This window comes from Actinophytocola sp. (assembly GCF_035942955.1).
Taxonomy (GTDB): domain Bacteria; phylum Actinomycetota; class Actinomycetes; order Mycobacteriales; family Pseudonocardiaceae; genus DASYTH01.
In genome coordinates this window covers 57,791-80,511 of the sequence record NZ_DASZCQ010000010.1, presented here as the reverse complement: position 1 = coordinate 80,511, position 22,721 = coordinate 57,791, and the positions used below count along the sequence as shown (strand labels likewise).

The following is a 22,721-nucleotide window of genomic DNA, read 5'->3' as shown; positions in this document are numbered from 1 at the left end:
ACCACCCAAGCAACCCGACCCCAGGCCGGCGCCGAAGGCGCCCGGCGGCCTTGCCCGAGCTAGAAAACACCGAGGCGACAGGGCGGCCTTGCCCGAGCTTAAAAACTGCCTAGGGCATACTGCCGCGCATGCCGTTACGCGCCACCATTGTCGCCGCCTGCGCCCTTGCCGGCGCCGTCGGGCTCCTTCCCGCCGAGTCGCAGGCTCAGCCGGTGCGGCCGGCGCCGCCGAGCGCCGACGGGCTGAGCCACCCCGACGTGCCGCCACCCGCCGCGGTGCGGGCGACGTCGGACTCGGTGCGCCTGGACGCGGCCCGCGCGGTCGAGGCGGGCGTCCGGGAGGTGCACAGCGACCGGTCGTTCGCCATGGTCGGCGTGCGCTGGACCGGGGCGCGGCCGGACACCGTCGAGGTCCGGCACCGCACGGCCGGCGGCTGGTCGACGTGGACGGCCCTTGACCCGTCCGACGACCAGCCCGAGATCCGGCGGCCGAGCAGCGCCTCCGAGCCGCTGTGGACCGGGCCGACGCACGACGTCCAGGTGCGGGCGCAGCGGGCCGGCCGGCCGGTCACCGACGGGCTCGAGCTGGTCACGGTCGACCCCGGCTCGGCGCCCACCGACGCCCGGCTCGGCGGCGCCGCGGCCGCCGCGGCCACGCCCGGCATGCCGACCGTGGTGACCAGGGCGCAGTGGGGCGCCGACGAGAGCATGATGACCTGGGCGCCGGAGTACGCGTCCACCACCAAGGCCGTGGCGATCCACCACACCGCGGGCACCAACGACTACACCTGCGAGCAATCCGCTGAGCTGATCCGGGGCATCTACCGCTACCACGCGGTCACCAACGGCTGGGGCGACATCGGCTACAACGTGCTGGTCGACAAGTGCGGCACGATCTTCGAGGGTCGGGCCGGCGGCCTGCAATACCCGACGATCGGCGCGCACGCCGGCGGCTTCAACACGTTCACGTTCGGCATCTCCATGCTCGGCACGTTCACCGACGTCGCCCCGACCGACGCCACGCTGGAGTCGGTGTCGGCGATGGCCGCGTGGAAGCTCGGCGGCAGCTACCGCAACCCGCTCGGCGTCACCGAGCTGGTGTCCAGCGGCGGCGGCACCGCGCGCTGGCCGGCCGGCACCGTGGTCACCCTGCCGACGATCTTCGGCCACCGGGACAGCGGCTTCACCGAGTGCCCAGGCACCGTCGCATACGGCCTGCTCGGCCGGATCCGCAACCGGGTCGCGACGCTCGCCGAGGGCTGGCACCAGTCGCCGGTCTACGCGAAGTGGCTGGAGCTCGGCGGCGACGGCTCCTTCATGGGTGGCGCTTTCCGGCCCGAGGACACGATGGTCGGCGACGGGCTCGGGACGCTGTTCGGCACCGGCAACGTGCTGGTCGCCTGGCACCAGACGACCGGGGCGCACTGGCTGTCCGGCGGGATCATGCACAAGTGGACCGGGTCCGGCGGCCCGGCGGCGCTGGGCTACCCGGTGATCGACCAGGTGGAGACCCCGGGGCGGCCGGGCGCGGCGTCGAAGTTCGCCAACGGCTCGTCGATCTACTACAGCACCGCGACCGGCCCGGCCATCCTCAATGGCGCGGTGCGGCAGAAGTACTGGGAGCTGGGCGCCACGCAGAGCACCTTCGGCTTCCCGATCACCGACACTATGGACACCCCCACGCTGTTCGGCCGGTTCGCCGACTTCCAGGGCCTGGTCAGCATCTACGCCCCGGAAGGCGGCGCGGCGCACTGGTTCTCCGGCGCGCTGCGGCAGCGCTGGCGCGACGCGGGCGGCCTCGCCGGGCTCGGGTTCCCGACCTCGGACCAGGCGCCGACCGGCGGCGTGGACGGCCTCTACGTCCTGTTCGGCTGGAACCGGGTGATCATCTGGGGTTCCGCCACGGGCGCGCACCTGGTGTCCGACGGCTTCCTCGACCGCCTGCGCGCCGACGGCGACGTGGCCCGCGACGGCCTGCCCAAGACCGAGCAGCTCCTGCTCGACGGGCGCCCCGGGTCGACCTACCAGCACTTCGTGAACGCGACGATCATCGGCACCCCGCAGGGTGTCTTCTCGCTGCGTTCCGACGTCCGCGCCGAGTGGTGGCGCCGCGGCGGCTACACCGGCCCGCTCGGCCTGCCCACCGACAACGGCCGTTACGTGAGCCAGTACGCGTTCCGCCAGGCGTTCGAGGGCGGCAGCATCACGTGTGACGACCGCACCCACGCCTGCGTCTGATTTCCGTAATCGGCAAATTGTCGGCAACTTTTGGTCGCACCATTGCGTCCTGTGATACGGACGGGCGAGACTTGCGCACCGTCACCACGCGCGCCGGCTGGCGGGGCAGGCGGCGCTGACCTGAGGGGAAACTGGGTGAGATCTATCGTGTCAATGAGTGCTGCCCTGCTGGCCGCACTCGCCGCAACCACCGCGGTGATCACCGCATCGCCGGCCGCGGCGCTCGACGCCGGTGACGACGCCATCCGGGCGAAGTACGCCGAGCTGGGCGCCACCGGCCCCGCCAACGGGCCGCTCGGCCCCATCAATCCCACCGCCGACGGCGGCAAGTTCGCCGAGTTCGCCAAGTGGGGCACCATGGTCGCCATCACGTGGCGGTCCGACGTGGGCGCGCACTGGTTCTCCGGCGCCATCCGCGCCCGGTGGGTCGACGCCGGCGGCGCCGACAAGTGGGGCCACGCCGCCATCGACCAGGAGGCCACGACCGGCGGGTTCGGCGCGGCCGTCCGCTACACCTCCGACATCTCCGTCTACTACAGCCCGTCCACCGGGGCCAAGGCCCTGTTCGGCCCGGTCCGCGGCAAGTACTGGCAGCTGGGCAGCGTGACGGGAATCGCCGGCTTCCCGATCACCGACGTGCAGCCGGATCCCGCCGTCGCCGGCGGCGAGTTCGCCGACTTCCAGAACGTCATGCTGAGCATCTACAGCTCCCCGGCCACGGGCGCGCACTGGCTGTCCGGCGCGATCCGCAACCGGTTCCGGTTCCACGGCTCGGCGGCCCTCGGCCTGCCCACCTCCGACCAGTTCGCCACGGCCGGCGCCGACGGCAACTACGTCCTGTTCGGACCCAGCCGCGCCATCATCTACGGCCCGCAGACCGGTGCCTGGCTCGTCGCCGACGAGTTCCTCGACCACCTGCGTGCCCTCGGCGACGTCGCGGACAACGGCCTGCCCAAGAACGAGCGGACCCCGCTCGAGCAGCGGCCGACCGGCAGCTACCAGCATTTCCAGTTCGCCACGATCACCGCGAGCCCGGAGACCGGCGTGCACTCGGTCGCCTTCCAGCTGCGCGGCGAGTGGTGGGCGCGCGGCGGCTACGTCGTCGAGGGCCTGCCGATCTCGGAGGAGGTCTTCACCGACACGGGCCCGGACCCGGTCGGCAACCCGACCTTCACCCTGTCGCAGAGCTTCGAGAACGACTTCATCGAGTGCCGGTACCTCTACGAGGTGGCCACCGACACGCTGTTCTACAACTGCGACCGGTTCGCCGCGGCCAGCACGGCCGAGTCCGGCGCCGCGGGGCTGAAGCCGGTTCCGGCCGGGCAGATCCCGCCGGCACTGGCCGGCCGGTTGTAGCTCGTCACCGCATGGGCGCGTACGGCGATCAAGTCGCCGTTACGCGCCCGTGCTGTGACTTATGGCCTGTTGCCTTTCGTCGTGGGGGTCGGTCAAACTGCAGGCCACAGTCGCTGTGCGCCGACTGGCGGGGCAGCGGGCGCATCCGAGGCAAGGGAACTCCACGTGAGATCAACCTGGCTGCTGCGCGCCGCCCTGGCCGCGGTGCTGCTGGCCGTGCCGCTGACGGCGCCGGCCAGGGCGGCCGCGGATCCGGTACCGCAGGACGACCCGAGCCGGGCGGCGATCCAGCAGAAGTACACCGCCCTCGGCGGCGGGGGGACGCTCGGTGAGGTCGTCGGCACCGCCGACGGCGGGCGGTACGCCGAGTTCGCCAAGTGGGGCACGACGGTCACCATCACGTGGCGGTCGGACCTCGGGGCGCACTGGTTCTCGGGGGCGTTCCGGCAGCGGTGGATCGAGAACAACCGCGCCGACGGCTGGGGCCACGCCATGATCGACCAGGAGCCGATGCCGGGCGGGACCGGCGAGGGGGTCAAGTTCTCCAAGGACGTGTCGGTGTACTACAGCCCGAGCACCGGGGCGCGGGCGCTCACCGGGGCGGTGCGGGCGAAGTACTGGCAGCTGGGCAGCGTCACCGGCATCGCCGGCTACCCGATCACCGACGCGCTCGACACCCCGGACGGCGCCGGGAGGTTCGCCGACTTCCAGAACTACGGCCTGAGCATCTACGCGTCCCACGCGACCGGCGTGGGCTACTGGATGTCCGGCGCGGTGCGCCAGCGGTTCCGAACCGGCGGGGACGTGGCGGCGGTGGGCTTCCCCACCTCCGACCAGCTGCCCACCCCGGGCCGCGACGGCGTGTACGTCCTGTTCGGACCGAACCGGGCGATCATCTACGGCCCGCAGACCGGCGCCCGGCTGGTCTCGGACGCCTTCCTCACCCGGCTGCGTGCCGACGGCGACGTCGCCTGGGACGGCCTGCCCAAGCTGGAGCAGACCCCGCTCGACGGCGTGCCCGGCGGCACCTACCAGCACTTCCAGGCCGCCACGATCATCGGCACCCCCGCCGGCGCGGTCACGATTCGTTGGGACATCAGGGAAGCCTGGTGGCGCTTCGGCGGCACCGCCTCGAAGTTCCGCCTGCCCACCGCCAACGAGATCTGGTCGCCCGACCGCATGACGGTCACCCAGACCTTCGAGGGCGGCCACATCCAGTGCGGCTACCACTACGCCCCCGACGGAAACCTCGCCGTCACCTGCACCGGCCGGGATTAGTGCCGATGGTCCGCTCCCGGCTGCGCCGGGCAACGTCCCAGCGGTCCGTGACAGCGGGGTTCTTGATCGTGGTGGTGGTCCGACCACCATCATCCCGGTCCATCACCGGCGGGTTCGGAAGCTGATGTGGCCGGCTGGCGCCCCGCTGGGCCGGCACATTCCGGATCGCGGAGCTGGAAACGACGGCCGTCGTTTCTCACGTGGGCGATCTTGGCGAAGTCGCCGGGGCCGGTCAGCTATGCCGGGCAGCGCGCGCGGTCGAAGTCGGGGTCGGCGTCGAGCATCCTGACGACGCTGTCGGCCCGCTCCTTGCGCACGTACACCGGCGCCCACCGGGCCTTGCCGGCGACCCGGAAGACCACGCCCTGGTAGTGGTCCTTGAGCTCGGGCATGAAGTCGCACGCGGGCACCAGGGAGAACCCGTTGCCGCGCATGAAGATTATGTCGGGCTTGCGGACGTTGACGACGTAGGCGTAGTCGTACGCGGCGTGTCCCACGACGGCGCCGGGCAGCCGCTTGCCGCGCCGGGCGATGTGCTCGTCGGTCAGGCCGAGCACGTCCACCACGGTCAGCCGTGGACCGGCCTCATAGGACAGTGCGCCGTTGGCGTAGGTGGCGATCACCGTGCCGGGGGGCAGGGTCCGGTGCACCCAGGCGCCCATGCTCGACATCTCGTAGAGCTCCGACTTCCACGCGTCGAAGTGGCCCTTCATGCTGGGGTTGTAGACCGACGCGACGAGCAGCTGCGCGCTCACCGTGGCCGCCAGGATCGGTCCGATCCGGTCGGCGACGGGCGTGCGGCGGTCCGGATCGCCGCCGCGGACCAGCACGCAGGTCGCGGCCAGGCCGACGGCCAGCAGTGGCATGACCGGCGCGAGCAGCCGCCAGCCGGGCATCCAGTCGCCCCCGACGAAGTCGACGAACACGGCCTGCCCGATCGCGAGGATGAGCACCAGCCACACCGGGCCGCGGGCGTACCCCGGGATCCGGCGCCAGCGGACGAGCTGGGCGAGGATCGCGAGCGGAACGAGGATCAGCAGCGCCCACGTCGCCTCGCGGAAGCCGGTCAGGTACCGCCAACCCTGGTCGAGCAGGTCGTCAAGCGGCATGCCGGACTTGGCCGCGAGCGCGTTGGGCAGGAAGTAGCGGTAGTAGTCCAGCCGCCACAGCGTCCACGGCCCGGCGAGCAGCACGGCGCCCGCGACGAACAGGACCGGCGCGTGCCACCGGGCCCGGCCGCGGAGCGGCTGGATGATCAGCCACAGGCCGAGCAGCACGGCGACCACCACACCGTCGGGCCGGGTCATGGTGGCCAGCGCGACCAGCAGCCCGGCGCTGAACGTCCGGCCCGACAACGCCGCAACCAGGGTGGCCAGCACGAGCAGCGCGAACAGCGGCGTCTCCAGCCCGCTCGGGCCGTAGGCGGCGAGGCTGCTCGACGCCGCGGTGATCGCGGCCGCGAGCACGCCCGCCGAGCCGCCGGCGATCCGCCCGGCCAGCAGGTACGCGGGCACGACGCAGCCGAGCGCGCACCCGATCCCCAGCACCCTGGCGACCAGCACGATGTCGGCGTCGAACAGCGCGCGCGGCGCGGCGATCAGCAGCACCCACAGGAAGTTGGAGTACCCCTCGACCCGCTCACCCACGTTGAACACCAACCCGTTGCCCTCGGCCAGGTTCATCGCGTAGCGGAAGCTGATGAACGCGTCCTCGGCCAGCGAGGCGAACATCAGCTGGTGGACAAGGCCGAGGCCGAGGACCGCGACCAGGGCGACGAGCCGACACCACCGGTTGGTGGCCAGCCACGGTCCCGCGGCGATCAGGAGCAGCGCCACCGCCGCCCAGACGAGGAACAGAACCGTGAACAGTTCCGCCTCCCCGGAATTTCAATGCGTCGGTCGCATGCCAGCCGACGGTGCGGAGTCCGGTGGATTGTGGCTGGCTGCCGTCACGGTCCCCTGAGGTTCCGCAGGTAGGTCCTAGGCTTCCACGCCTACCTCGGAACGGGTCGTCATTGGCGCGGACGCGGGGGCGCCGTGGTCGTGCACGCCGCTGAGGATGTACAGCGGGCGGCGGCGGGCGTCGTCGCCGGCGCGCCACACGTACTCGCCGAACCCGCCGAGCGCCGCGAGCTGCAGCCCGCCGACGAAGAACACCGAGCACAGCACCAGCAGCCAGCCGACCGGGGCGCTCAGCGTGGCCAGCGCGACGATCAGCGCGGCCAGCCCGCCGCCGAGGCCGAGCAGGGCGAGCAGGACCCCGAGCAGCATCGTGGCCAGGAACGGCGCGGTGGAGAACTGGACGAACGAGTCCATCACCAGGCGGATCTTCTTGGCCGTCGTCCACTTGCTCTTGCCGGACGCCCGCGGCTTCTGGTGGAAGTAGATCGTGGTCTGCTTGAAGCCCACCCAGGCGAACATGCCGAAGATGTTGCGGTTGCGCTCCGGCATGGCGTTGAGCACGTCGATCACCTTGCGGGACAGCAGAACCTGGGCCGGGCCCTCCTTCGGCAGGTTCGGCAGGTTGGCGAACCGGTAGAACACCGCGTTGAACACCCGGGCCAGCCAGTTGGCGAACCCCTTGCCCTTGGGCACGTTGCGGGTCTCGCGCACCGACCAGACCAGCTCGTTGCCGTCCTGCCAGGCGTCGAGGAACTGGTCGACCATCTCGATCGGCTCCTGCAGGTCGGTGCCGATCGTGATCGCGCAGTCCCCGCGGGACAGCGCGAGGCCCGCGGTGATCGCCGCGTGCGAGCCGAAGTTGCGGGAGAACGTCGCCACCCTGGCCACGTCGTCGTCGGCGAGCGCCTCCTGCACCAGCCGCGAGGTGTCGTCTGTCGAGCCGTCGTCCACCACCACCAGCTCGAAGTCGAACTCCGGCCGCCGGGACCGGATCTGCCGGAAGAAGTCGACCAGCCCGGCGGCGTTGCCGGCCTCGTTGTACGCCGGGGCGATGATCGTGACGAGCGGGCGCCGAGTCGGCGAGCTGCCGTTGCCGGACCGTTCGGGCGAGGTCAAGATCGAACGCCTCCTTCTACCAAGCTGCCGGTGCCCACCGGCTCCGGCGTGTCGTCACGAGCCTGCTCGGCGTCGCCGAGGTCGGGACGCCGGGTGCGGCGCCGCAGGTACCACGGCCCGATGACCAGGCCGATGGACAGCGCCGCACCAAGGTAGAGCGCCACCGCGGACACGGTCGCACCGGGGGGACTCCAGGTCAGCTCGACCTCACCAGCGGTCACCCCCGCCGGGAGATCCACCACGACCAGCCCGGCCGGTCCGGTGCGCAGGTTCAGCGCCCGCCCGTCCACCGTGGCGGTGTAGCCGGGCCAGGCGAGCCGGGCGAACGTCAGCGCGGCCGGACCGGACGCGTCGTCGCGGTGGAACCGCACCCGCTCGGCCACATCGCCCGCCGGCCGGTCGTCCACAATAGATACTCCGGGTGTTGCGTGGGACAGCCGCCCGCCCGGGAACGGCAGCGGGTCGATCCGCTTCCACACGGTGACCAGACCCGACTCCTCAGCCGCGGTGTCGCGCCGCCAGCCCTCCGGCGGGGTGGACCGCCGGGTGTCGATCAGCTTGTTCTGCACCACGACGGTCCGCGCCCGCAGCAGGTCGGCCAGCGGCACGTCGTAGCCGGGGAAGTTGCGCCACAGCGCGCCCCACGCCTCGGGGCACGTCGTCGAGCCCTGGTACACGGCGCACAGCGTGTTGTCGAACCGGGTGAAGCCGATCCCGCTGTAGGCGGTGGTGCTCTCCACGCCGGCGACGCTGTACATGTTGCCGAACAGCATGTCCTTGTATGCCCGGTCGGGCACGAGGTCCTGCCCGCCGACCCGGTGCAGGTCGGCAAGCTGGACGGTCAGCCCCTCGTACTTGGCGAACCGCTCCTCCAGCAGCGCCCGGCTGTTCGGGAACTGGTAGTTGAGCACGTTGTAGAACCCGGGGAACCAGAACACCTGCAGCCCCAGCACCAGCAGCGTGCCGAGCGCCAGCACGCCGTACCCGAGCCTGGTGGTCACGTCGAACCGGATCAGCAGGGCCACCAGCACGGCCACCACGATCGCGGCCGCCACGTGCCGGGTGAGGAACGTCGGGGTGTCGGCCCAGCCCAGGTACCCGCCCGCCACGATGATCGCCAGCGAGCCGGCGGCCCGGCCGATCCGGTGCGTGCGGTGCAGGCCGAAGTTGGCCAGCACCATGAAGGCGAGCCCGGCGGCCAGCCAGACGAAGTCGATCAGCCGCAGCGGCCAGCGGAACAGCCAGATCTGCGACGGTCCGAGCATCAGCAGGCCGAACACCCCACCGAGCACCAGCACCGAGGTCAGCGGCCGCCACACCTCGACGAGCCGCCGCCAGCGCAGCCACGGCAGCAGCGGGAGCACGAACCAGGCCAGGTACATCGCCGGCACGCTCAGCGTGGGCAGCGCCCAGGAGATGATGTACGGCTGCGCGCTCGGCGTGCTCATCGTCGCCAGGTCGTTGAGGTCCGGCGAGAAGAACTCGTTGTTGAACGTGTGGTTGTCGGCCCGGAAGCCGACCGAGGTGGACAGCATGAGCGGCAGGTACACCTGGACGTTGAGCAGCAGCGCCGCCCCGCCGGCGAGGGCCAGCCAGACGATCTTCGGTCGGTTGCCGACCACCCACGCCTCGACCATCACGGCCAGCAGCACGACCGCGGTGCTGATCAGGCCGTACGGGTTGCCGAGCGACAGGCACAGGTAGGCCGCCACGATCACCCACAGCACCGAGCCGTCCCGGTGCAGCACCCGCCGCGCCGCCCACCACAGCCACGGCGTGAACGCGGACAGGATCAGCGCGTTGACCCACGCGGTGCCGTCGACGAACAGCGAGTAGCCGGCGAACGGGAGCATCGTGCCGTAGGCGGCGGACAGCGTCGGCCGGATCCCGAACCCGCGGGCCAGCAGGTAGCTGCCGAGCGCCATGACCATCATGAAGAACGTCTTGCCCAGCGTGATGGCCAGCGCCATGTTGTCGAACGTCGACGCGGCGATCGCCACCAGGACGATGACCGGGTTCCACATGCCGCCGACGCCCTCGGCCGCCAGGTCGCCGCCGCGCCACATGTCCAGCTCGAGCAGGGGCAGCCGGCCGTGGGTGATGGCGTCGGCCATGCGCAGCCAGTTGGGCAGGCCGACCGCGGCGGTGTCGTCCCACATGTAGAAGATGTGGTTGCGCAGCACGGGAAGCGCGGCGCCGACCGCGACCACGCCGAGCATCAGCACCGGCGCGACGTAGCGGCTCGACAGGTACGGCCTCGAGGTCGTGGGGGACGGGGGAGTCTTGGTGGTCACGGTTCGGCTCACCCCACCGCGATCGGCTCGGGCTGCGGGCGGTCGGCCCCCGGCGGCGGCGGACCCTCGGCCGGCTCGGCGTCCCCGCGGCGCCGGCGCCGCCGGCTCAGCACCGGCCAGATTCCCAGGCCGGCGGTGAGCAGCAGCCCGATCGCGAACGAGGCGACCAGCAGCGGGGTGGACGGCGGCTGCCAGGTCAGCTCCAGCTCACCGCCGGTGACGCCCTCGGGCAGATCGACGACGAGCAGCCCGGACGGCCCGCTGCGCACCGGCGCCGGCCGCCCGTCGACCGTGGCCGAGTAGCCGGGCCAGGCCAACCGGGCGAACGTCAGCGAGGCCGGGCCGGACGCGGTGGTGCGGGTGTAGTTGATCCGCTCGTCGACCCGGCCGGTCATCTGGTCGGCGTCGACCACGACGCCTGCGGACACGTTGGACACCCGCCCGCCCGGGAACGGCAGCGGGTCGATCCGCTTCCACACGGTCGCCAGGCCCGACTCCTCGGCCGCGGTGTCGCGCCGCCAGCCGTCGGGCGCCGGCTGGAACCGGGTGTCGATCAGGCTGTTCTGCACCACGATCGTCTGGGCCCGGATCAGGTCGGCCAGCGGCACCGAGTAGCCCGGCGGCCGCTCCCACAGCCGCGCCCAGGCCTCCTTGCAGGTGGTGGAGCCCTCGAAGATCATGCACAGCGTGTTGTCCATCTTGGTGTAGCCCAGCCCGCCGTAGCCGGTGAGGCTCTCCACCCCGGCCGCCGAGTACATCCCGCCGAGCAGGAAGTCGCGGTAGCCGGCGCCCGGATGGTCGGCCCCGGCGCTGCGCAGCAGCGGAGCGTGCACCAGTTGCACGGTCACGCCCTGGTACTTGGCGAACCGCTGCTTGATCAGCTGCTGGCTGGTCGGCAGGTTGTACGCCTCGGTCTGCAGGTTGCGCGGGTAGAGGTAGACGTGGAACGCGCCCACCGCGACGACGCCGGCCAGCAGCACGAGCGCGCCGGCCCTGGTGGTGAGCCCGCGCCACACGACCAGCGCGGTGAGCACCCCGACCAGGACCGCGCCGGCCGCGATCCGCAGGTCGTTCTCGGGCAGGTCGGACCAGGCCAGGTAGGCGCCGAACAGGATGATCGCGGCCGAGGCCAGCGCGCGTGCCCGTGCCCGGGTGTGCGCAAGGCCCTCGTTGGCCAGGACCACCCAGAGCAGCATCACCGGGAACCACAGGTAGACCACCAGCCGCATGGGCCAGCGGAACAGCCACACGTTGGACGGCCCGAGCACCAGCAGCAGGAACACCACGCCGGTGACGAACACGGTGAGCAGCGACCGCCACCGCCGCCGCACCAGCCCCCACTTCAGCCAGGGCAGGAGTGGCAGCACGAACCAGGCCAGGAAGATCGCCGGCAGGCGGAAGTGGTCGACCCCGAACGCCCAGACGTACGGCTGGAACGCCGGCGTGCTCATGCCCATCAGGTCACTGATCGACGGCGACAGGAACTCGTTGTTCATCGTCGTCTGGTCGGCCCGGTAGCCCACCGACACGGTCTTCTGCAGCGGCACGTAGACCATCAGGTTGAGCAGCCCGATGGCGATGCCGGACAGCGCGATCGGCACGATCCGCCGGGCGTGGCCGGTGAGCCAGGCCTCGACCAGCACCCCGAACATGATCACGCCGGTGGCCAGCAGCCCGTACGGGCCGAGCGAGCAGCACAGGTAGCCGGCGACGACCACCCAGACCACCGACCTGTCGCGGCGCATCGCCCGCCGGGCGGTCCACCACAGCCACGGCACGAACGCGGTCACCATGAGCCCGTTGACCCAGTTCACCGCGTCCATGAAGAACGTGTAGCCGGTGAACGGCAGCGCGGCGCCCATCGCGGCGGCCAGCCACGGCCGCACGCCGTAGTCGCGGGCCAGCAGGTACGAGCCGCCGGCAAGGATGAACATGAAGAAGGCCTTCACGATGGTGATCGCCAGGGCCATGTTGTCGATCGGGTAGGTGAGCACCGCCAGGGCAAGGGCGATCGGGTTCCACATGCCGACCGCGGCCTCGGCGGCGAAGTTCCCGCCCCGCCACATGTCCAGCTCCAGCAGCGGGAAGTGCCCGCTGAGCACCTCGGAGGCCATCCGCCGCCACATCGGCACACCGACCACCGCGGTGTCGTCCCAGAAGTAGAAGATGTGGTTGCGGATCAGCGGGAGGGCGGCCACGAACCCGACGGCGGCGAGCATGACGGCCACCGGGAGCAGCCGGCGGACCCCGTTCCCGGCCCGCCCGGCGGATTCGGCCGTTTCGGGCGCGGCGGGACTGGTACTCGAACCCATGTGTGCAACCATCCCTCGAGAGACTTCGCGGAAACCCACACGCGCACGGCCCGCAGCCGGCAGACTACCTGCCCCGTTCCTGGCGGCGTGGTGGGTGTCGCGGCCCACAACCATGGTCACGGTATTGTCTCCACCGCGCTCGCCTCGCCGAGGTTGCTGCGAGTGGATCGGCGCATACGTCCTGGTAACGGCCAAGTCCACCGCCTCGTGGGTGGACGCAAAGGGGTTGTAGATAGATGAGCCGAACTCCCATCGGTCTCGCCGTGATCGGCGCCGGCTACTGGGGACCAAACCTGGTACGCAATGCCCAGGCCACGCCCGGCATGCGGCTGGAGTACCTGTGCGATCTCGACGTCGAGCGCGCGCGCAAGGTGCTTGGTGCCTACTCGACGGTGCGCGCCAGCGGCTCGCTGGAGGAGGTGCTCGCCGACCCCGCGGTGCACGCCGTGGCGATCGCCACACCGGCCGCCACCCATCTGCAGGTGGCCATGGCCGCACTGGAGGCGGGCAAGCACGTGCTGGTGGAGAAGCCGCTGGCGGCCACGCTGGCCGAGGGGCAGCAGCTGGTGGCCGCCGCGCGGCGCCGCGGGCTGACGCTCATGCTCGACCACACCTACTGCTACACCGCCGCCGTGCAGCACCTGCGCGAGCTGGTCCGCGGCGGCGGCATCGGCAAGGTCCAGTACCTCGACTCGGTGCGCATCAACCTCGGCCTGGTCCAGCCGGACGTCGACGTGCTGTGGGACCTCGCCCCGCACGACCTGTCGATCTTCCTGTCGATCCTGCCGGACGACGTGACCCCGATCGCGGTGGCCGCGCACGGCTCGGACCCGATCGGCGCCGGGCGGGCCTGCGTTGCGCACCTGACCCTGCAGCTCACCGGCGGCGCGATGGCCCACGTGCACGTGAACTGGCTGTCCCCCACCAAGATCCGCACCATGGTGATCGGCGGGTCGGCCCGCACGGTCGTGTGGGACGACCTGCAGCCGGCCCAGCGCCTGTCGATCTACGACCGGGGCGTCGACCGCACCGACTCCAACGGCAACGGCGACGACGCGCGGACCAGGGCCATCGTCTCCTACCGCACCGGGGACATGGTCGCCCCGGCGCTCAACGAGAAGGAGGCGTTGCGCACGATGATGGCCGAGTTCGCCGCGTCGATCACCGAGGGCCGGGCGCCGCTCACCGACGGCATCTCCGGCCTGCGGGTGCTGTCGATCCTGGAGGCGGCGTCGGCCAGCCTGGCCCAGGGTGGCGCCTTCATGCCGGTGCTGGACCCCAGTGAGCTGCCGGAGGAGGTGTCGGCATGAGCGCCCAACGCAACGTGCCCAGCAAGACCTGTGCGAATGCCTTCCACGCCGAGCGGAGCGAGGCAGGTGTTACAGCATGACGAATGCCCAACCGATCGAGGGCCAGCGGGCCCTGGTGACCGGCGGGGCCGGCACGATCGGCTCCGCGGTGGTGGACCGGCTCATCGACGCCGGGGCCGCCGAGGTGGTCGTGCTGGACAACTTCGTCCGCGGCCGCCGGGAGAACCTGGCCGATGCGGCCGAGCGCGGCGGCGACCGGCTGCGCGTCGTCAACGGCGACATCAACGACCGCGCGCTGGTCGGCGAGCTCAGCAAGGGCGTCGACCTGGTGTTCCACCTGGCCGCGATCCGGATCACGCAGTGCGCCGAGGAGCCCCGGCTGGCCCTGGAATGCTTGGTGGACGGCACATTCACGGTGCTGGAGGCGGCCGCGGCCAACGACGTGCGCAAGGTGATCGCGTCCTCGTCGGCCAGCGTGTACGGGCTAGCCGAGCAGTTCCCCACCACCGAGCGGCACCACCCGTACAACAACGACACGTTCTACGGCGCGGCCAAGGCGTTCAACGAGGGCATGCTGCGCAGCTTCCGGGCCATGTACGGCCTTGAGTTCGTGGCGCTACGCTACTTCAACGTCTACGGCCCGCGGATGGACACCCACGGGCTGTACACCGAGGTGCTGATCCGCTGGATGGAGCGGATCGCGAGGGGCGAGGCTCCGCTGATCTTCGGTGACGGCACGCAGACCATGGACTTCGTGCACGTGCACGACATCGCGCGGGCGAACCTGCTCGCCGCCCGCGCCGACGTGACCGACGCCGTCTACAACATCGCCAGCGGCACCGAGACCAGCCTGCGTGAGCTGGCCGACGCGCTGCTCGCCGCGATGGACTCCGACCTGGTGCCCGAGCACGGCCCGGCCCGCGCGGTCAACGGCGTCACCCGGCGCCTTGCCGACATCTCCGCCGCCGAGCGCGACCTCGGCTGGCGGCCGGAGATCAACCTGGCCGACGGCCTGCGCGATCTGGTCGCGTGGTGGAGCGCGGAGCGGGCGGTCAACGCATGATCCCGGTGATGCGCCCGATGCTGGGCGAGGAGGAGGCCGCCGCGGTCGCCGAGACGGTGCGGTCCGGCTGGGTCGCCCAGGGCCCGCGGGTCGCCGAGTTCGAGCGGGCGTTCGCCGCGCACGTCGGCGCCGCGCACGGCGTGGCGGTGTCGTCCTGCACCACCGGCCTGCACCTGGTGCTGCACCTGCTCGGGGTGGGCCCCGGCGACGAGGTCGTCGTGCCGTCGTTGTCGTTCATCGCGACGGCCAACGCGGTGCGCTACTGCGGCGCCACCCCGGTGTTCGCCGACGTCGAGCTGTCCACCGGCAACCTCACCCCGGACACCGTCAAGGCCGTGCTCACCCCGAGCACCAAGGCCGTGATGATCGTGCACCAGGGCGGCGTGCCGGCCGACGTGCGCGCGATCCGCGCGGTGTGCGGGGACGTCCCGGTGGTGGAGGACGCCGCCTGCGCGGCCGGCTCCACGGTCTACGGCGGCTCGGTCGGCGCCGGCGCGCTGCTGGCCGCCTGGTCGTTCCACCCGCGCAAGGTGCTCACCACCGGTGAGGGCGGCATGGTCACCACCGACGACCCGGAGTGGGCGGTGCGGCTGCGCCAGCTGCGCGAGCACGGGATGAGCGTGTCGGCCGCCGAGCGGCATCGCTCCGGCCCGGTGCTCGAGCAGTACCTGGAGACCGCGTTCAACTACCGGATGACCGACATGCAGGCGGCGATGGGCCTGGTGCAGCTGCGCCGGCTGCCCGGGATCGTCGCGCAGCGCAGGGAGCTGGCGGCCCGCTACCACGAGCTGCTCGCCCCGCTCGGTCTGTCCTCTGTGGACGATCCGCCGTACGGCACGACGAACTACCAGTCGTTCTGGGTGCTGCTGCCCGACGAGGCGCCCCCACTGCTCGAGGTGCTCAGGAGCCTTGCCGACGCGGGCGTTTCCGCGCGCCGCGGGATCATGGCGAGCCACCTCGAGCCGGCCTACGAGGGCCACCCGCACGGCCCCCTCCCGGTCACCGAGCGGCTGGCCACCCGCTCGGTGATCCTGCCCCTGCACCACGAGTTGACCGATGCCGACCAGCGCCTGATCGTCGACGCGCTGGCCGCGGCCATCGACCGGAAGGCGGCGGTGACCCGATGACCAACGAGCAGCCCATCCCCCTCGTCGACCTGGCCGCCCCGCACGCCGAGGTGGCCGAGGAGGTGGCCGCCGGCTGGAACGCCGTGCTGGCCAGGACCGCGTTCATCAACGGCCCCCAGGTGGCCGAGTTCGAGGCGGCCTACGCCGGCTACACCGGCGTCGCGCACTGCATCGGCGTGGCCAACGGCACCGACGCGATCGAGCTGGCCCTGCGCGCGCTCGGCGTCGGGCCCGGCGACGAGGCGATCCTGCCGGCCAACACGTTCATCGCCACCGCCGAGGCGGTCGCCCGCTCCGGCGCCACCCCGGTGCTGGTGGACTGCCATGAGGACACCGCGCTGATCGACGTCGACGCCGCGGTCGCCGCGGTCACCCCGCGCACCAGGGTCGTGCTGCCGGTGCACCTGTACGGCCAGGCGGCCGCGGTGGAGTCGCTGCGCACGGGGCTGCCGCGCGAGGTCGCGATCCTGGAGGACGCCGCCCAGTCCCAGGGCGCCCGCCGGCACGGGCTGCCGGCCGGCTCGCTCGGCGACATCGCCGCGACCAGCTTCTACCCGGGCAAGAACCTCGGCGCCTACGGTGACGCCGGCGCCGTGCTCACGTCGTCCGACGAGCTGAGCACCGCCGTGCGGCTGCTGCGCGACCACGGCTCGCCGCGCAAGTACGAGCACTCCACGCTGGGCTTCAACAGCCGGCTGGACACCCTGCAGGCCGTGGTGCTGTCGGCCAAGCTGCGCCGGCTGGAGGGCTGGAACGCCGCCCGCCGCACCGCCGCCGAGCGCTACGACAAGCTGCTCGCCGACGTCCAGGGCGTGCTCACCCCGGTGGTGGCACCCGGCAACGAGCCGGTGTGGCACCTGTACGTGATCCGGGTGCCCAACCGGGACGAGGTGCTGTCCCGGCTGCACGAAGCCAAGATCGGCGCGGGCATCCACTACCCGACCCCGGTGCACCTGACCGGCGCGTTCGCTCACCTCGGCTACGGCAAGGGGGCGTTCCCGGTGGCCGAGCGGCTCGGCGGCGAGATCCTGTCCCTGCCGCTGTTCCCGGAGATCACCGCCGAGCAGCAGGAGCGGGTGGTGCAGGTGGTCGCCGACGCGGTGCGGTCATGACCGTGACGACCGGGGTTTTCGTCCACCCGAACGGGCTGTGCGAGAGCGAGCAGGTCGGCGAGGGCACCCGGGTGTGGGCGTTCGCGCACGTCATGCGGGGCGCCGTGGTCGGAAGGGACTGCAACGTCTGCGACCACGCGTTCGTCGAGGACGGCGCGGTGCTCGGCGACCGGGTCACGGTCAAGAACGCCACACTGGTGTTCTCCGGCGTCATCTGTGAGGACGAGGTCTTCCTCGGCCCCAACGTGCTGTTCACCAACGACATGCGGCCGCGCGCGGCGATCCGCAAGGGGCCCGACGAGCTGCTGGGCACCGTGGTCCGCCGCGGCGCCTCGCTCGGCGCGGGCGCCGTCGTGGTCTGCGGCATCGAGATCGGCCGCTACGCGTTCGCCGCGGCCGGGGCGGTGCTCACCCGGGACGTGCCGGCGCACGCGTTCATGGCCGGCAACCCGGCCCGCCGCAAGGGTTGGGTGTGCGAGTGCGGCAACCGGCTGCCGGACTCACTGCGTTGTACGGAGTGCGGCCTCGGCTTCGCGGAGCTGCCAGACGGTGCCGGGCTGCGTCGGTTGGACTAACGTCGGGAATCGCCCACACGGATACGGAGTAGCGCAGTCGATGTCGGAAATGTCGGAAACGACGAAACCTCAGCCCACCCCGCGCGTCCGCAGGAAGGTCGTGCGCCCGGCCTCCGCCCATGAGGTCGAGCCGGTCCCCGCGACCAACGGCACCCCGGTGCCGGGCGCCCTGCTGCAGCGGGTGATCGTCGCCCGGCAGGCCGACCCGCTGGACGTGCGCGGGCTCTACCTCGACGAGGACCCGTCGAACCCGGCCCGGTCCCGGGCGATCAGCCGCACCTCGATGCGCATCCCGGCACAGGCCGAGGTGTCCTTCGCGGCCTACTTCAACGCGTTCCCGGCCAGCTACTGGCGCCGGTGGACCACGCTGGACGAGGTCGTGCTGCGGATCCGGGTGCAGGGCTCCTGCCGGGTCGACATCTACCGGTCCAAGGCCGACGGCGGCATCGTGCACGTCCGCGGCGAGATGATCGAAGGTCCAGGGCCGGTCGTCCGCGACTTCCGGCTCGAGCTCGCGCCGTTCTCCGACGGCGGCTGGTACTGGTTCGACATCACCACCGAGGACGACGAGGTGGTGATCTCCGACAGCGGCTGGTACGCGGGCGTGCCGGCGCCGGGCCGGGCCAGCCTGGCCATCGGCATCACCACGTTCAACCGCAACGAGGACCTGCTCGGCGTGCTCACCGCGCTTGGCGGCGACCCGCTGGTGCTCGAGGCGATCAACACGGTGTTCGTGGCCGACGGGGGCACGAGGAAGGTCCGCGCCGCCGAGGGGTTCGAGGCCGCCGCGGCCGGGCTCGGCGACCGCCTGCGGGTCATCGAGCAGCCCAACTACGGCGGCTCCGGCGGGTACGCCAGGAGCATGTTCGAGGCGCTCACCACGACCGACGCCGAGCAGATCATGTTCATGGACGACGACATCGTGGTCGAGCCGGACGCAATCCTGCGCGCGGTGGCGTTCTCCCGGTTCGCCCAGCAGCCGATGCTCGTGGGCGGCCAGATGCTGTCCGTGCAGCGGCGTTCGGTGCTGCAGTCGATGGGCGAGGTGGTCGACCGGTACGTGATGCGCTGGCGGATCGCGCCGAACTGCGAGCTCAACCACGACTTCGCCGACGAGAGCCTGCGCGAGTCCGAGGAGCTGCACCGGCGCATCGACGTCGACTTCAACGCGTGGTGGATGTGCCTGATCCCGCGCGTCGTCGCCGAGCGGGTCGGCCTGCCCATGCCGTTCTTCATCAAGGGCGACGACATGGAGTACGGGTTGCGGGCCGGCGAGGCCGGGTTCCCGACCGCGACCGTGCCCGGGATCGCAGTGTGGCACATGCCGTTCGAGGACAAGGACGACGTCACCGACTGGCAGGCCTACTTCCACCTGCGCAACCGCCTGATCAACGCCGCGCTGCACGGCACCGACCCGACGGCGCGCGGCCTGCTCAAGGAGACCATGAAGATCACCCTCAAGCATCTGCTTTCGCTGGAGTACTCCACGATCGCGCTGCAGGAGATGGCGATCAACGACTTCCTGGCCGGGCCGGACACGCTGTTCGACCGGCTCGGCACCGCGCTGCCCGAGGTGCGGGAGCGGCGCGCGCAGTTCGACGACGGCCGGATCGTGTCCTCCACCAAGGAGTTCCCGCTCCCGACCGCCGACGCGGTGTGGGCCGAGCAGTTCCTCACGCCGCCCACCGGCAAGGTGAAGATCGTCCGCACGCTGCTGTCCGGGCTGCTGCACAACCTGCGCCCGGTCAGCCCTGAGCACCAGGACCGGCCGCAGCTGAACATCCCGGCGCAGGACGCCCGCTGGTTCCTCATGGGCCGCCTCGACGGCGCCACCGTCACCACCGCCGACGGCCGCGGCGTCGCCTTCCGCAAGCGCGACCCCCGGCTGTTCCGCGCGATGCTGCGCCAGGCCATCGCCAACCACGCCCGGGTGTCCCGCGAGTTCCCCCGGCTGCGCCAGGCCTACCGCGAAGCCCTGCCCGACCTCACCTCGATCGAGTCCTGGCGCAAGAAGTTCGAGAGCTGACCGGTCAACCCCGTGCCGTCGTGTGGGCGGCCAGGGTCGCGGTGGCGAACTCGGCGTCCACCCAGGAGCCGGGCCAGGTGAGCACGGCGACCGACGACGTCTTCAGCTCGTGCGGCTCGCCGATCAGCTGCGTGACCAGGTCGGACAGGCCGGGGTTGTGGCCGACCAGCACCACGGTGCGGATCTCGGCGGGCAGCTCGGCCAGCACGGTCAGCAGCTCGGTCGGCCCCGCCTCGTACACCCGCTCGTCGTAGCGGACCGGGGGTTGCGGGTCGAGCGCCGCCCCGGCGAGCTGCCAGGTCTGTCGGGCCCGCCGCGCCGGCGAGCACACCACCAGGTCGATCCGCTCGACGTGGGTGGCCAGCCACGCGCCGATCGCCGGGGCGTCCCGCCGGCCGCGCTCGGCCAGCGGGCGCTGCTCGTCGAGCCTCGCCTCGGACCAGTCGGACTTGGCGTGCCGCACGACCACGAGCGTTGGCATCCGGACAGTTTCTCAGAACCACCGCTCGAGGATCTGGGCCACGCCGTCCTCGGAGTTGGGCGCGGTGATCTCGTCGGCGGCGGCAAGCGCCTCGCGGTGCGCGTTGGCCATGGCCACCCCGTGCCCGGCCCAGCGCAGCATCTCCACGTCGTTGGGCATGTCCCCGAACGCGACCACCTCGCCGGCGGAGACGTCCAGCCGCTGGCACACCTCGGCCAGACCGGACGCCTTGGTCACGCCCCGTGCGGACAGCTCGATCAGGCCGCTGCTGGTGGAGAACGTGACGTCCACCTCGTGGTCGAGCACCTCGCGGGCCGCCTCGGCCATCTCCTCGCTGGTCATGCCGCGGTGCCGGACCAGCAGCTTGGTCGCCGGGTGGCCGAGCACCTCGGCCCGCGGCAGCTCGGTGTTCTCCCCGTCGCCCCACGGGTTGCTGTAGCCGGGCTCGGACACGTACGCCGGGATGCTCAGCGTGTTCGTGCTGGCCCGCTCGGTGGCGACCCGGATGCCGGGCAGCGCCCGGCCGAGCGCGTGGGTCACGTCGTGCAGCACCATCGGGTCCAGCCCGCGCACCAGCACCGCCCGGCCGGCGGCGATGTCGTAGACCACGGCGCCGTTGGCGCAGACCGCGTAGCCGTCCAGGTCGGCCAGCCGCGCCACCGGGGTGATCCACCGCGGCGGCCGGCCGCTGACCAGCACGAAGGGCGTTCCGGACGCGATCACCCTGGCGATGGCGCGGGCGGTGCGGTGGGTCAGCCGGGCCATCGGGTCGAGCAGCGTGCCGTCCACGTCCGACGCGACCAGCCTGGGCATCTCCACGAGTCCATCTTCGCAATCGGCGGTGACACGCCGGTTGGGCCCGGCTGGGCGCCTCGGAAACGTGATTTTGTCGCCCTTGTCGAGCGGCCGTCACACCGGTGTCGGAGGATGAGCCCCGATGTTTCGCTCAGCCCGATCGACCGTCCCGCTCGCGGTGGGCGCGTTCGCCGTCTCGCTCGGCGCGCTCCTCCTCCGGTTCCTGGTGCCAAGACCGGTCGGCCTCACCGACAACGGCGACGGCTGGCGGCTGTTGTGCCAGGTCGGCGCGTCCGACGGCGACCGGGTGGGCGACGAGTTCGTCGAGCTCATGTACCGGGGCAGCAACTCCTGCGTCTCGGTGTACGCGGCGAGCCAGGTGTGGCTGGCCCGGCTCGCCCAGTGGATCGGCGCGCTGCTCGACGACCCGGCCGCGCTAAACCTGATCATTCTGGGCGTCGTCGGGTGCGTGCTCGCGGCGATCGCAGTCGCCGCCGTCACGGTCGGGCTCCCGCTCGCCCTCGGCTGGCGGCTGCCGCTCGGGGCGCTGGTGCTGCTGCTGGTCGCGGACTCGGCGTTCTTCGGCTACCTCGCCTCAGTGGTCACCGAGGGCCCCGCGTTCGTCGGGATCGTGCTGGCCGTCGGCGGGTTGCTCCGCATGCAGCGGCCCGGCGGCGGCCGCTACGCCGGGGCGGTATGTGCCGCGGCCGGCGCGATCCTGGCGGTCAACGCCAAGCCGCAGACCCTGATGATCTTCCCGCTGTTCGTGCTCGCCCTGCTCGTCGCCCGCAAACCCGGCCGCACCCGGCCGGCCAGGTGGGCGGCGCCGGTGGCGGTTGCGGTCGCGGTGGCCGGGGTGAGCGCCGCCGTCCAGCAGGCGGGCGCACCGAAGGACGCGCTGTACGGCACCGAGGAGATGAACGCCTACCACGCGATCTTCAACTCCATCGTCGACGGCCATCACGACACCGCGGGCGACCTGGCCGATCTCGGGCTGCCGCAGGAGTTCGCCGCGTTCATCGGCACCCGGATCTGGGACGCGTCCGAGCAGCATCCGCTCTACGAGCGATACCGCAACCGGTTCACAAGGGCCAACCTCATGCGGTACTACGTGACCCATCCGGAGCGCACCGCGCAGATCCTGGACCGTTCGGCGACCGACCTGCTCACCGTCCGGGCCGACTACCAGGGCAGCTTCGCCCGCGACGCCGGATTCCCACCGCGCACCAAGGAGTTCCGGGTGCCGGTGTTCTCCGGGCTGTTCCGCCTCGTCGCGCCGCTCGGGCTGGTCGTCCTGCTGCCGCTGTGGCTGCTGCTCGGCTGGGCCGGCGTCCGGGCCCTGCGCCGCGGCCGGCGCGACCTCGGAACGGTCCTGCTGTTCGTGCTGAGCGTCGCGCTCGGCCAGTACCTCGCGGCCGCGCTCGGCGAGGGCATCGAGAACGTCAAGCACCAGGTGATCGCCGCGTTCTGCACCGGGTTCGCCATGCTGCTGGCGGTCGCCACCCTGCTGCCCCGGCCGCGGCCCGTCGAGCCCTCGCCGGCCGAGCCCGAGGCCGAGACCGAGCCGGTGGCGGAGCCGGTTCTCCAGCCGGCGACGCGCTGAACCGGTAGGACGAGGCTCCGTGGCCGGTGTCTTACCGGGACCGGACGATGCCGGAAAGTTACCTGCAACGTTGGCGCCGGATATGGCGTCTATTCGTTCAGGGGGATGCGGGTGAGCCCGCAGGGGATCGGGGGT

16 protein-coding genes are annotated in these 22,721 nt (G+C 71.8%); 10 read left to right on the top strand and 6 right to left on the bottom strand.

What is annotated here, in order from left to right:
* Nucleotides 1–128: 128 nt before the first annotated feature.
* The 3 genes from VGX25_RS01010 to VGX25_RS01000 all read left to right on the top strand — a co-directional run bounded on the left by VGX25_RS01010 (nucleotide 129) and on the right by VGX25_RS01000 (nucleotide 4,871).
* Complete coding sequence (locus VGX25_RS01010) at nucleotides 129–2,237, top strand: N-acetylmuramoyl-L-alanine amidase (protein WP_326915576.1); 2,109 nt, start codon at nucleotides 129–131, stop codon at nucleotides 2,235–2,237.
* 153 nt (nucleotides 2,238–2,390) lie between these two features.
* Entirely contained in the window at nucleotides 2,391–3,593 is a 1,203-nt protein-coding gene (locus tag VGX25_RS01005; RefSeq protein WP_326915575.1) for a hypothetical protein, read from the top strand.
* Nucleotides 3,594–3,758: 165 nt separating this feature from the next.
* Nucleotides 3,759–4,871: a hypothetical protein gene (locus VGX25_RS01000; RefSeq protein ID WP_326915574.1), complete on the top strand. Its 1,113-nt coding sequence runs from the start codon at nucleotides 3,759–3,761 to the stop codon at nucleotides 4,869–4,871.
* A gap of 236 nt (nucleotides 4,872–5,107) precedes the next feature.
* Here VGX25_RS01000 and VGX25_RS00995 read toward each other — a convergent pair whose 3' ends face one another.
* The 4 genes from VGX25_RS00995 to VGX25_RS00980 all read right to left on the bottom strand — a co-directional run bounded on the left by VGX25_RS00995 (nucleotide 5,108) and on the right by VGX25_RS00980 (nucleotide 12,494).
* Nucleotides 5,108–6,706 (bottom strand): hypothetical protein, encoded by a 1,599-nt coding sequence (locus tag VGX25_RS00995; protein ID WP_326915573.1) that lies wholly within the window; start codon nucleotides 6,704–6,706, stop codon nucleotides 5,108–5,110.
* A 144-nt stretch (nucleotides 6,707–6,850) separates the two neighbouring features.
* A complete protein-coding gene (locus VGX25_RS00990; RefSeq protein ID WP_326915572.1) occupies nucleotides 6,851–7,888 on the bottom strand; it encodes a glycosyltransferase family 2 protein in 1,038 nt (345 codons plus the stop codon).
* Entirely contained in the window at nucleotides 7,885–10,182 is a 2,298-nt protein-coding gene (locus VGX25_RS00985; RefSeq protein WP_326915571.1) for a hypothetical protein, read from the bottom strand. Before VGX25_RS00985 ends, VGX25_RS00990 begins: the two co-directional genes overlap by 4 nt.
* Nucleotides 10,183–10,190: 8 nt before the next feature.
* Nucleotides 10,191–12,494, bottom strand: a complete 2,304-nt coding sequence (locus VGX25_RS00980; RefSeq protein ID WP_326915570.1) for a hypothetical protein — start codon at nucleotides 12,492–12,494, stop codon at nucleotides 10,191–10,193.
* 236 nt (nucleotides 12,495–12,730) lie between these two features.
* Between VGX25_RS00980 and VGX25_RS00975 the strand changes: the two genes are divergently transcribed.
* From VGX25_RS00975 to VGX25_RS00950, 6 genes are all read left to right on the top strand, one after another.
* Nucleotides 12,731–13,804, top strand: a complete 1,074-nt coding sequence (locus VGX25_RS00975; RefSeq protein ID WP_326915569.1) for a Gfo/Idh/MocA family oxidoreductase — start codon at nucleotides 12,731–12,733, stop codon at nucleotides 13,802–13,804.
* A gap of 76 nt (nucleotides 13,805–13,880) precedes the next feature.
* Nucleotides 13,881–14,867 carry an SDR family NAD(P)-dependent oxidoreductase gene (locus VGX25_RS00970; RefSeq protein WP_326915568.1) on the top strand — a complete coding sequence of 329 codons (987 nt, stop codon included), beginning with the start codon at nucleotides 13,881–13,883 and terminating at the stop codon, nucleotides 14,865–14,867.
* An 8-nt stretch (nucleotides 14,868–14,875) separates the two neighbouring features.
* Nucleotides 14,876–15,994 (top strand): DegT/DnrJ/EryC1/StrS family aminotransferase, encoded by a 1,119-nt coding sequence (locus VGX25_RS00965; protein ID WP_326915567.1) that lies wholly within the window; start codon nucleotides 14,876–14,878, stop codon nucleotides 15,992–15,994.
* Entirely contained in the window at nucleotides 15,991–17,106 is a 1,116-nt protein-coding gene (locus VGX25_RS00960) for a DegT/DnrJ/EryC1/StrS family aminotransferase (protein WP_326915566.1), read from the top strand. Before VGX25_RS00965 ends, VGX25_RS00960 begins: the two co-directional genes overlap by 4 nt.
* The gene (locus VGX25_RS00955) at nucleotides 17,103–17,681 is read left to right on the top strand and encodes an acyltransferase (protein WP_326915565.1); all 579 of its coding nucleotides are present in this window, start codon (nucleotides 17,103–17,105) and stop codon (nucleotides 17,679–17,681) included. Before VGX25_RS00960 ends, VGX25_RS00955 begins: the two co-directional genes overlap by 4 nt.
* 100 nt (nucleotides 17,682–17,781) lie before the next feature.
* The gene (locus tag VGX25_RS00950; protein WP_326915564.1) at nucleotides 17,782–19,707 is read left to right on the top strand and encodes a glycosyltransferase; all 1,926 of its coding nucleotides are present in this window, start codon (nucleotides 17,782–17,784) and stop codon (nucleotides 19,705–19,707) included.
* A 4-nt stretch (nucleotides 19,708–19,711) separates the two neighbouring features.
* Here the strand turns inward: VGX25_RS00950 and VGX25_RS00945 are convergent, their stop codons facing one another.
* Together VGX25_RS00945 and VGX25_RS00940 are read right to left on the bottom strand one after the other, a co-directional pair.
* Entirely contained in the window at nucleotides 19,712–20,188 is a 477-nt protein-coding gene (locus tag VGX25_RS00945) for a histidine phosphatase family protein (protein ID WP_326915563.1), read from the bottom strand.
* A gap of 12 nt (nucleotides 20,189–20,200) precedes the next feature.
* A complete protein-coding gene (locus VGX25_RS00940; RefSeq protein WP_326915562.1) occupies nucleotides 20,201–21,001 on the bottom strand; it encodes a Cof-type HAD-IIB family hydrolase in 801 nt (266 codons plus the stop codon).
* A 124-nt stretch (nucleotides 21,002–21,125) separates the two neighbouring features.
* Here VGX25_RS00940 and VGX25_RS00935 point away from each other — a divergent pair, with 124 nt between their 5' ends.
* Nucleotides 21,126–22,586 carry a hypothetical protein gene (locus VGX25_RS00935; RefSeq protein WP_326915561.1) on the top strand — a complete coding sequence of 487 codons (1,461 nt, stop codon included), beginning with the start codon at nucleotides 21,126–21,128 and terminating at the stop codon, nucleotides 22,584–22,586.
* Nucleotides 22,587–22,721: the final 135 nt, after the last annotated feature.